6 protein-coding genes and 1 rRNA gene are annotated in these 11,126 nt (G+C 57.3%); 6 read left to right on the top strand and 1 reads right to left on the bottom strand.

Annotated elements, in window-relative coordinates:
- The 5 genes from rrf to aceK form a co-directional block, all read left to right on the top strand.
- Nucleotides 1–107, top strand: a 5S ribosomal RNA gene (rrf, locus tag WFK59_RS13565); the annotation flags it as partial.
- 179 nt (nt 108–286) lie between these two features.
- Nucleotides 287–1,216, top strand: a complete 930-nt coding sequence (gene metA, locus WFK59_RS13560) for a homoserine O-acetyltransferase MetA (protein ID WP_233985597.1) — start codon at nt 287–289, stop codon at nt 1,214–1,216.
- 262 nt (nt 1,217–1,478) lie between these two features.
- Complete coding sequence (aceB, locus tag WFK59_RS13555) at nt 1,479–3,077, top strand: malate synthase A (protein ID WP_336755983.1); 1,599 nt, start codon at nt 1,479–1,481, stop codon at nt 3,075–3,077.
- Between the two features lie 17 nt (nt 3,078–3,094).
- Entirely contained in the window at nt 3,095–4,396 is a 1,302-nt protein-coding gene (gene aceA, locus WFK59_RS13550; RefSeq protein WP_336755982.1) for an isocitrate lyase, read from the top strand.
- A 63-nt stretch (nt 4,397–4,459) separates the two neighbouring features.
- Nucleotides 4,460–6,208: a bifunctional isocitrate dehydrogenase kinase/phosphatase gene (aceK, locus tag WFK59_RS13545; RefSeq protein ID WP_336755981.1), complete on the top strand. Its 1,749-nt coding sequence runs from the start codon at nt 4,460–4,462 to the stop codon at nt 6,206–6,208.
- Here the strand turns inward: aceK and iclR are convergent.
- Complete coding sequence (gene iclR, locus WFK59_RS13540; RefSeq protein WP_233985593.1) at nt 6,183–7,013, bottom strand: glyoxylate bypass operon transcriptional repressor IclR; 831 nt, start codon at nt 7,011–7,013, stop codon at nt 6,183–6,185. The two genes, aceK and iclR, sit on opposite strands and share 26 nt — an antisense overlap.
- A gap of 193 nt (nt 7,014–7,206) precedes the next feature.
- On the opposite strand from iclR, the gene metH reads away from it, so the two are divergent.
- Nucleotides 7,207–10,890 (top strand): methionine synthase, encoded by a 3,684-nt coding sequence (gene metH / locus WFK59_RS13535; protein ID WP_336755988.1) that lies wholly within the window; start codon nt 7,207–7,209, stop codon nt 10,888–10,890.
- The last annotated feature ends 236 nt before the right edge of the window (nt 10,891–11,126 follow it).

The following is an 11,126-nucleotide window of genomic DNA, read 5'->3' as shown; positions in this document are numbered from 1 at the left end:
TGTAGCGCGGTGGTCCCACCTGACCCCATGCCGAACTCAGAAGTGAAACGCCGTAGCGCCGATGGTAGTGTGGGGTCTCCCCATGCGAGAGTAGGGAACTGCCAGGCATCATATCAGTGAAGAAGCCCCGCACGGAAGTGCGGGGCTTTTTTACGTCTGCTATTTGCCACTTTAAGCTGAAACATTTTCATTTTCCGCATGAACCCTCGACATTACACAGCCACCAGGCTAATGTTGGGCATCTGGATGTCTAAACGTTTATATGGTTGTAAGAGGTGAGCAGGTTATGCCAATCAGGGTTCCCGACGAATTACCGGCAGTGAATTTTTTGCGTGACGAAAATGTCTTTGTGATGACCTCGTCACGCGCCAGTGTTCAGGAGATCCGCCCGCTTAAAGTGCTCATACTGAATCTGATGCCGAAAAAGATCGAAACGGAGAATCAGTTTCTGCGTCTGCTTTCCAACTCGCCATTACAGATCGATATTCAGCTGCTGCGCATCGACAGCCGTGAGTCACGCAATACACCCACTGAGCACCTCAATAACTTCTACTGTAATTTTGAAGATATTCAGCACGACAACTTTGATGGCTTAATCGTGACAGGTGCCCCGCTGGGGCTGGTCGATTTTAATGATGTGGCGTACTGGCCACAGATCCAACGTGTGCTGCACTGGGCCAAAGAGCATGTCACCTCAACGCTGTTTGTTTGCTGGGCAGTCCAGGCAGCATTGAATATATTGTATGGCATTCCAAAGCAGACCCGGCACAACAAGCTGTCTGGTGTCTTTGAGCATCAAATCTTGCATCCGCATGCCTTACTGACCCGCGGATTTGATGATAATTTCCTGGCACCGCACTCACGTTATGCCGATTTTCCGACCCAGTTGATCACTGATTACACCGATCTGGAATTATTTGCTGAATCGGAACAAACCGGCGCTTACCTGATGGCGAGTAAAGACAAACGACTGGTGTTTGTTACCGGCCATCCGGAATATGACGCACTGACCTTATCGGGTGAATATCACCGTGACTATGAAGCCGGCCTCAATCCTGAGGTGCCTTATAACTACTTCCCGCAGGATAATCCGGCATTGCCGCCGCGTGCCGCCTGGCGTAGTCATGGCAATCTGCTGTTCTCCAACTGGCTTAACTATTACGTCTACCAGATCACACCGTTTGATTTACGCCGTATGAATCCTACTCTCGAATAGGGCCAGGATTATCCTCAACTGAACCGTGTTAGCCGCTGGCGACACGGTTTTTTTTCGCCTGAATGATACGATGAAAACTGTTCCCTTAAAGTTTCTAACTTTAATTACATTAAAAACAATAGGATAAGTATGTTTAAATAATAAAATGGAAATAGTTTTTGATTTAATTAATTAAATGCATATGCTCTGATCCTGTAGTGTACAAAACAGTCGATCCGGGGATCCGCGTTATTCGATCCTCTGAATACAGGAGAGCGCCAGCATGACAGATTCTGTGATCAGCCATACCCTGACCTTCAGCCAGCCCTTTAACCACGCCGAACAACAGCTTCTTACTGCCGAGGCGATTCTGTTTTTAGATGCGCTGGTGACGCGCTTTGCCTCACAGCGTGACGCGTTACTGACGGCCCGCCAGCAGCGACAGCAGCAATACGATCGGGGCTATCTTCCAGACTTCGATATGGAAACAGCTTCCATTCGAGCCAGTGAGTGGACGATCCGTTCGATTCCGGCAGACTTACAAGATCGCCGGGTTGAAATAACCGGCCCGCCGGATCGCAAAATGGTCATTAACGCCCTGAATGCGAACGTAAAAGTTTTTATGGCGGATTTTGAGGATTCACTGTCGCCGGAGTGGAATAAGCTGATTGAGGGACAACTGACCCTGCGTGAAGCGGTACAGGGCAGCCTCAGTTATACCAGCGACGCCGGTAAAATTTACCAGCTGCGCGCCGATCCCGCCGTGCTGATGTGTCGGGTGCGCGGACTGCATCTGTCGGAAAAGCATGTCAGCTGGCAGGGCAATCCGATTCCCGCCGGCTTGTTTGATTTCGCGCTCTACTTCTTTCACAACGTTCACCCGTTGCTGGCGAAAGGCAGCGGCCCCTATTTTTATCTGCCCAAAACCGAAAGCTGGCAGGAAGTCGCCTGGTGGCGTGAGATCTTCAGTTTCAGCGAAGATCGATTCGATCTGCCGCGCGGCACCATCAAAGCCACGGTACTGATTGAAACCCTGCCGGCGGTCTTCCAGATGGATGAGATCCTGTGGAATCTGCGCGATCACATCGTCGGCCTTAACTGTGGCCGCTGGGATTACATCTTCAGCTATATCAAAACGCTGAAACAGCATGCGGATCGGGTACTGCCGGATCGTCAGTCCGTCACCATGGCTCAGCCCTTCCTGGATGCCTATTCACGCCTGCTGATCAAAACCTGTCACCGACGCGGTGCGTTTGCGATGGGCGGTATGTCAGCCCTGATCCCGAGTAAAGATCCGGCGCGTAATGCCTGGGTACTGCAACGCGTTACAGAGGATAAGCAGCGGGAAGCGGACAATGGTCATGATGGCACCTGGATTGCGCATCCCGGCCTGGCGGATACCGCCATGGCGGTGTTTGATGCGGTGCTGGGCAACCGGCCTAATCAGTTATCGGTCACTCGGGAAGAGGATGCGCCGATCGAGGCGGCGGCGCTGCTGGCGCCCTGTACCGGTGAACGCACGGAAGCGGGCATGCGCGCCAATATCCGCGTGGCGCTGCAATACCTTGAAGCCTGGATCAGTGGCAACGGCTGCGTACCGATTGATGGCCTGATGGAGGATGCCGCCACGGCAGAGATAGCCCGTACCTCAATCTGGCAGTGGATACGTCATCAGCAAACCCTGAGCAGTGGTCAGCAGGTCACCGCTGAACTGTTTCTGCGCTGGCTAAACGAAGAGCTCCACCTGTTGCAGCAGAACCTGGGCGAAACCCAATTCAGTGCCGGTCGCTATGGCGAAGCGGCGCAGCTGATGGCGCAAATCACCACCGAACGCGAGCTGGTCTCATTCCTCACTCTGCCGGGCTATCGCCTGATCCCCTGACTCTCGGAGACATTGCCATGACACGTACTCAACAAATCCAGCAACTCGAACAGCACTGGCAGCACCCGCGCTGGGCAGGCATCACCCGTCCTTACAGTGCGGCAGAGGTGGTGAATCTGCGCGGCTCGGTACAGCCCGCCTGTACTCTGGCCCAGCGCGGCGCGGAAAAACTGTGGGCGCTGCTCAATGGAGAGGCGAAAAAGGGCTACATCAACAGCCTTGGCGCATTAAGTGGCGGGCAGGCTTTGCAGCAGGCGAAAGCGGGGATTGAGGCGATCTACCTCTCTGGCTGGCAGGTGGCCGCCGACGCTAACGTGGCGGGCCAGATGTATCCCGATCAGTCACTCTATCCGGTTAACTCCGTGCCGGAAGTGGTGACGCGCATTAATCAGACCTTTCAACGCGCCGATCAGATTCAGTGGTCCAGCGGGATTGAAGCGGGCGACAGTCGCTATACCGACTTCTTTCTGCCGATTGTCGCCGATGCGGAAGCCGGTTTTGGCGGCGTGCTGAATGCGTTTGAGCTGATGAAAGCGATGATTCAGGCGGGCGCGGCGGCCGTCCACTTTGAAGATCAGCTGGCGGCGGTGAAAAAATGCGGTCATATGGGCGGTAAAGTGCTGGTGCCGACTCAGGAAGCGATACAAAAACTGGTGGCGGCACGGCTGGGTGCCGATGTCATGGGCGTCCCCACGCTGCTGCTGGCGCGCACCGATGCCGATGCGGCCGATCTGATTACCTCAGACTGCGATGAGTACGACCGTCCCTTTATCTGTGGTGACCGTACCGCCGAAGGATTCTTCCGCACTAACGCCGGGATTGAGCAGGCGATCAGTCGCGGGCTGGCTTATGCCCCGTACGCTGACATTCTGTGGTGTGAAACCTCAACGCCGGATCTGGCGATGGCGCAGCGTTTTGCCGATGCGATTCATGCGCGCTTCCCTGGCAAGCTGCTGGCCTACAACTGTTCACCGTCATTCAACTGGAAGAAGAACCTCGACGATCGCACCATCGCCCGCTTTCAGCAGGCGCTCAGCGAGATGGGTTATCGCTTCCAGTTCATTACGCTGGCCGGTATCCACAGCATGTGGTTCAACATGTTTGACCTGGCCCATGCTTATGCGCAGGGCGAGGGTATGCGCCACTACGTTGAGAAAGTGCAGCAGCCCGAATTTGCCGCCCGCGATCGCGGTTACAGCTTCTCATCGCATCAGCAGGAAGTGGGCACCGGCTATTTTGACCGGGTCACCACCACCATTCAGGGCGGTAAATCGTCGGTAACGGCGCTGACCGGTTCGACCGAAGAGCACCAGTTCTGAGTGAATCCCTGACAGACTGACTCCCGCCCGGCACGCCGCGGGCGGGCTTTACCGGAGCTGAAAATGCCGCCACGCGAATCGCTGATTGCACACACCATCCTGCAGGGCTTCGACGCACAATATGGCCGTTTTCTCGACATCACGGCCGGGGCTCAGCAGCGCTTTGAACAGGCAGAATGGCAGGCAGTGCAGCAGGCCATGAAAGCGAGAATTCATCTCTACGATCACCATGTCGGGCTGGTTGCCGATCAGCTGCGGGTGCTGAACGGCGCAGCCTGCTGGGATGAGGCGTTCTGGCTGCGGGTAAAAAGCCACTATGAAAGTTTATTGCCGGGCTATCCACGTTATGAAATTGCCGAGAGCTTCTTTAATTCGGTCTACTGCCGGCTGCATGGCCATGCCGATCTGCAGCCGGAACGGCTGTTTATCTTCAGCTCTCAATCACCTTCGGCACCGGGCAGCCCGTCGCGTCCGCTGGCGCGCGGCTATCATCCGCAGCAGGGCTGGCGGGAGTTGATCGAGCAGGTGCTGCGCGATTTGCCGTTAACGCTGCCGTGGCAGCAGCGCGAACGGGATATCGGATGGATTGTCCGTCATCTGCAGACGCGCTTTTCTCATCTGGATCAGGGCTGGCTTGAAGTCAGTTGTGAGCTGTTTTATCGCAATAAAACCGCCTGGCTGGTGGCGCGCCTGCACCTGCCGGACGCCATCCATCCCTGCCTGTTGCCGATTCAGCGCAGTGAGGCGGGCGAACTCTGGATCGATACCTGTCTGACGGAGGTGGATGACGCCAGTATTGTGTTTGGTTTCGCCCGCGCCTATTTCATGGTCTATGCGCCGATGCCGGCAGCGCTGGTGGCGTGGCTGCAACCGATTCTGCCTGCCAAGACCCTGGCCGAACGTTATATGGCGATTGGCTGCCAGAAGCATGGCAAAACCGAAAGTTACCGTGAATATCTGCAGGCGCTGGAGCAGAATACGGCTGCCTTTGAGATCGCACCGGGCATTCGCGGCATGGTGATGCTGGTCTTCACGCTGCCGGGCTTTGATCGGGTGTTTAAGGTGATTAAAGATCGCTTCGCGCCGCAAAAAGAGGTGACGGAAGCGCAGGTGCGCGCCTGCTATCAGCAGGTCAAAGAGCACGATCGTGTCGGACGGATGGCGGATACCCAGGAGTTTGAGCAGTTTGCCTTGCCGCTGGCGCGTATCTCGCCAGAACTGCTGGCGGAGCTGAACGCCTGTGCGGCGGAGAAGCTGCAGATTGAAGGCGACCGGCTGATCATTCGGCATCTGTGGCTGGAGCGGCGTATGCAGCCGCTTAACCTTTATCTGGCCCAGGCCAGTGCTGCGCAACGGCGCCAGGCGATTGAGGAGTATGGCAATGCCATCCGGCAGCTGGCGGCAGCCAATATCTTTCCGGGCGACATGCTGTTTAAAAACTTCGGCATAACCCGCCATGGCCGGGTGGTGTTTTACGATTACGATGAGATCCGGCCGATGCAGGAGCTGAACTTCCGTGAGGTGCCGGCCGCACGCTACGAAGAGGATGAGCTCAGCGCCGAGCCCTGGTATAGCGTCGGGCCGGACGATGTGTTTCCGGAGACCTTCCGCTACGCCTTATGCAGCGATGCCGCCACCGGTGCCTTGCTGCTGGAACTGCATCCTGAGATCTTTGAAGCCCGCTGGTGGCGAGCCCAGCAACAACGCATTGCCGAAGGCCATGTTGAAGAAGTCATCGCCTGGCGGCAGGCGCAGCGCTTCAGCGTACGTTACGCGACGGAGGCGATCAGCGGCCACTGTACGCCAGCGTGACCTGACGCGCTTCCCGGATCACCAGCGCACCCAGCTCGGTAATGCGATCGTCGGTCATCCGGGCGATTGGACCGGAGATAGAGAGGGCGGCAAACGCCTCGCCGTGCTCGTCATAGATCGGTGCCGCGACACAACGCAGTCCGAGCGCGTGCTCTTCATCATCAAACGAGAAGCCCGCTTTACGCACCTGGGCCAGATTCTCTTTCAGGCTCTGCGGCGACATCAGGGTCTTCGGCGTGTAGTAATGCAACCCTTTCTGATGCAGCAGCGTGGTAACCTGCTCATCGCTGAGATGGGCCAGGAACGCTTTGCCTGCTCCCGACGCGTGCATGGGCAGCTTGCCGCCGATCGGCGCGGACATGCGCATCAGCTGAGTACATTGCACCTGATCGATGATCACCGCCTGATGATCGCTGAGATCCAGTACCGCCAGATTAACCGTTTCGCCCGAGGCCTCCATCAGGCTGCGCAGCACCGGATGCACCAGCGCCAGCAGGTTACGACTTTGCAGAAAACTGCTGCCCACCACAAAGGCGTGCGCGCCGATGGTCCACAATCCCAGATCGCCCACCTGACGGACAAAGCCCTGCTGCTGCATGGTGCTGAGCAAACGATGCGTCGTGGAGTTGGGTAACCCGGCCTGCTGCGCCAGTTCAGTCAGCGCCACGCTGCCGTGCGAGTCGGCAATCAGCTCCAGCAGCGTCAGGCCGCGGGTCAGGGATTGCACCTGGCCGCCCGCGGGTGCGGCAGTGGCAGCAGTGCCGCGAGGTTTTTTGCCGCGCTTTACGGGAACAGGCGTCGCCATGATCAAATCTCCTTAGGAATGTGGAAATCATTTTCGTTTTAATCACGCGCTTTGCAAACGCTGGTTTTCTGGTCAGACCTGTTAGCGGCCGACCTGAAAATGTCTCAGCTAAGGTTGCTTTGTGGGTTAACCCGCTTGTGACAGAATGAGGAACAGCTATTTCAGCCAGCAGATTGACGCGGATGGGCCAACAGTGAGCAATAAAATCGACGCACTACATCAGCAACTCGCACAACGCATTATGGTGTTGGACGGCGGTATGGGCACCATGATCCAGAGCTATAAGCTGGATGAACAGGATTTTCGCGGCAGCCGTTTTGCCGACTGGCCCTGCGATCTTAAAGGCAACAACGATCTGCTGGTATTGAGTAAACCGGCGGTGATCCGCGAGATCCACGACGCCTATCTGGCTGCCGGTGCCGATATTCTCGAAACCAATACCTTTAACGCCACCGCCATCGCAATGGCGGATTATCAGATGGAAGCGTTATCGGCAGAGATCAACTACGAAGCGGCCCGTCTGGCGCGTGCCTGTGCCGATGAATGGACGGCAAAAACGCCGGATCGCCCGCGCTATGTCGCAGGTGTGCTCGGACCTACAAACCGTACCTGCTCGATCTCGCCCGATGTTAACGATCCCGCCTACCGCAACGTCACTTTTAATCAACTGGTGGAGGCCTACCGCGAATCGACCCGCGCGCTGGTGGAGGGCGGTTCCGACATCATCATGATCGAAACGGTCTTTGATACGCTGAACGCCAAAGCGGCCATCTATGCGGTGCAGACCGAGATGGAAGCGCTCGGCGTGACGCTGCCGCTGATGATCTCTGGCACCATCACCGATGCCTCCGGGCGAACGCTCTCCGGCCAGACCACCGAAGCCTTTTACAACTCCCTGCGTCACGCTGAGCCGCTCTCCTTTGGCCTGAACTGTGCGCTGGGACCGGATGAGCTGCGTCAGTATGTGGCGGAGCTGTCGCGCATCGCCGAGGGCTACGTCACGGCGCACCCGAACGCCGGTTTACCTAATGCCTTTGGCGAATACGATCTCGACGCGGCGCTGATGGCGCAGCAGATTGGTGAATGGGCAATCTCGGGCTTCCTGAATATTATCGGCGGCTGTTGCGGGACCACACCGCAGCACATCGCCGCCATGGTGGCGGCCGTGGAGGGCGTTGCCCCGCGCAAGCTGCCGGACATCCCGGTTGCCTGCCGCCTGGCCGGCCTTGAGCCGCTCAACATCACCGCCGAATCGCTGTTTGTTAACGTCGGCGAACGGACCAACGTCACCGGTTCAGCAAAATTCAAACGGCTGATTAAAGAAGAGAAATATAACGAAGCGCTGGAAGTGGCGCTGCAGCAGGTTGAAAGCGGTGCGCAGATCATCGACATCAATATGGATGAGGGGATGCTCGACGCCGAAGCGGCGATGGTGCGCTTCCTCAATCTGATTGCCGGTGAGCCAGATATTGCCCGCGTCCCCATTATGATCGACTCCTCAAAATGGGAGGTGATTGAGAAAGGGCTGCAGTGCATTCAGGGTAAAGGCATCGTTAACTCTATCTCGATGAAAGAGGGAGAAGCGGCTTTTATTCATCATGCGCGTCAGGTCCGCCGCTACGGCGCGGCGATGGTGGTGATGGCATTTGATGAAGTGGGCCAGGCGGATACCCGCGCCCGTAAAATTGAAATTTGTCGCCGTGCCTACCGCATCCTGACCGAGCAGGTCGGTTTCCCGCCGGAAGATATCATCTTCGATCCCAACATCTTTGCGGTGGCGACCGGCATTGATGAGCACAACAACTACGCGATGGATTTCATCGGTGCCTGTGAAGATATCAAGCGCGAACTGCCGCACGCGATGATTTCTGGCGGCGTCTCCAACGTGTCGTTTTCGTTCCGTGGCAACGATCCGGTGCGCGAAGCGATACATGCGGTATTCCTCTACTACGCCATCCGGAAAGGCATGGATATGGGTATCGTCAACGCCGGTCAGCTGGCGATTTATGACGATCTGCCGGCGGAACTGCGCGACGCGGTAGAGGATGTGATCCTTAACCGGCGCGATGACGGCACCGAGCGGTTACTGGATCTGGCGGAAAAATACCGCGGCGGCAAAAGTGACGGCTCCCAGGAGAAACAGCTGGCGGAGTGGCGCAGCTGGGACGTGGTGAAGCGGCTGGAATATTCGCTGGTCAAAGGCATTACCGAATTTATTGAGCAGGATACCGAAGAGGCGCGTCAGCAGGTGCCACGTCCGATCGAGGTGATTGAAGGCCCGCTGATGTCCGGCATGAACGTGGTCGGCGATCTGTTTGGCGAAGGCAAGATGTTCCTGCCGCAGGTGGTGAAATCGGCGCGCGTAATGAAGCAGGCGGTGGCCTACCTGGAGCCGTTTATCGAAGCCAGTAAAGAGGCGGGACGCAGCAACGGTAAAATCGTGCTGGCCACGGTGAAAGGCGATGTGCATGACATCGGAAAGAATATCGTTGGCGTGGTGCTGCAATGCAACAACTACGAAATTATTGACCTCGGCGTGATGGTGCCGGGCGAGAAGATCCTGAAAACGGCGCGTGAAGTGAATGCCGACATCATTGGTCTGTCCGGCCTGATTACCCCATCGCTGGATGAGATGGTCAATATGGCAAAGGAGATGGAGCGGCAGGGCTTCACCTTACCGCTGCTGATTGGTGGCGCAACCACCTCCAAAGCGCATACCGCGGTGAAGATTGAGCAGAACTACAGCGGTCCGACGGTTTACGTACAGAACGCCTCGCGCACCGTCGGCGTGGTGTCCTCGCTGCTCTCCGCTACGCTGAGAGACGATTTTGTGGCGCGGACCCGCAAAGAGTACGAAACCGTGCGTATCCAGCACGCGCGTAAAAAACCGCGTACGCCGCCGGTGTCATTGCAGGCGGCCCGCGACAACGCCACCTCGATTGACTGGCAGAGCTATACGCCGCCGGTGCCGCATCGTCCCGGCGTCAGCCCGGTCGAAGCCAGCATTGAAACGCTGCGCAACTACATTGACTGGACGCCGTTCTTTATGACCTGGTCGCTGGCCGGTAAATATCCGCGCATCCTTGAGGATGACGTGGTGGGAGAAGAGGCGCAGCGTCTGTTCGCCGATGCGAATGCGATGCTGGATCAGCTAAGCCAGCAGGCGCTGCTGAAACCGCGCGGTGTGGTCGGTATTTTCCCGGCTAACCGGGTCGGCGATGACATCGAGATCTATCGCGATGAGCGCCGCAGCGAGGTACGAGTTGTGAGTCATCACTTACGTCAGCAGACCGAAAAAAGCGACTTCGCCAACTACTGCCTGGCGGACTTTGTCGCACCTAAATCGAGCGGCAAAGCGGATTATCTCGGTGCCTTCGCGGTAACCGGCGGGCTGGAAGAGGATGCGCTGGCAGAGGCGTACGATCGTCAGCATGACGACTACAACAAGATCATGGTGAAAGCGCTGGCTGACCGGCTGGCCGAAGCCTTTGCGGAATATCTGCATGAGCGGGTGCGTAAAGTGATCTGGGGCTTCGCGCCCAACGAAAACCTCAGTAACGAAGAGTTGATTCGCGAAAATTATCAGGGCATACGTCCGGCACCTGGCTATCCCGCCTGTCCGGAGCACACCGAGAAAGCGGCGATCTGGAGTCTGCTGGATGTGGAAAAGCAGACCGGTATGCAGCTGACCGAATCCTTTGCCATGTGGCCAGGCGCAGCGGTCTCCGGCTGGTATTTCAGCCATCCTGATAGCCGCTACTTCGCTGTGGCACAGATTCAGCGCGACCAGGTAGAGGATTATGCGGCGCGCAAAGGGATGTCGGTGACCGAGGTCGAGCGCTGGCTGGCACCGAATCTCGGCTACGACGCGGACTAAATAAAAAAGCGGGCTGAGGGCCTGATGCTCGTCAGTTAAGGTTAAATTTGCAAAGGCTGTCACGGTCAGACGTGGCGGCTTTTTTCTGGGCAGGCGTGCCGCAGTGCGGGCCTGAGCACCGCTGCTGCCGGGCCATCCTCGCGCCGCTGCGCGGTGCCTTCGGCTTTGACGTCGTGCCGACGAACCGTTCGGGGATCGGCCTTCCCAGGCCGGCCCCGAACTCTCCACGCTTCCCG

The organism is Pantoea sp. USHLN298, from assembly GCF_037149395.1.
GTDB classification, from domain to species: domain Bacteria; phylum Pseudomonadota; class Gammaproteobacteria; order Enterobacterales; family Enterobacteriaceae; genus Pantoea; species Pantoea astica.
The sequence above is the reverse complement of the archived record's forward strand: the minus strand, read 5'-3'. Positions and strand labels throughout refer to the sequence as shown.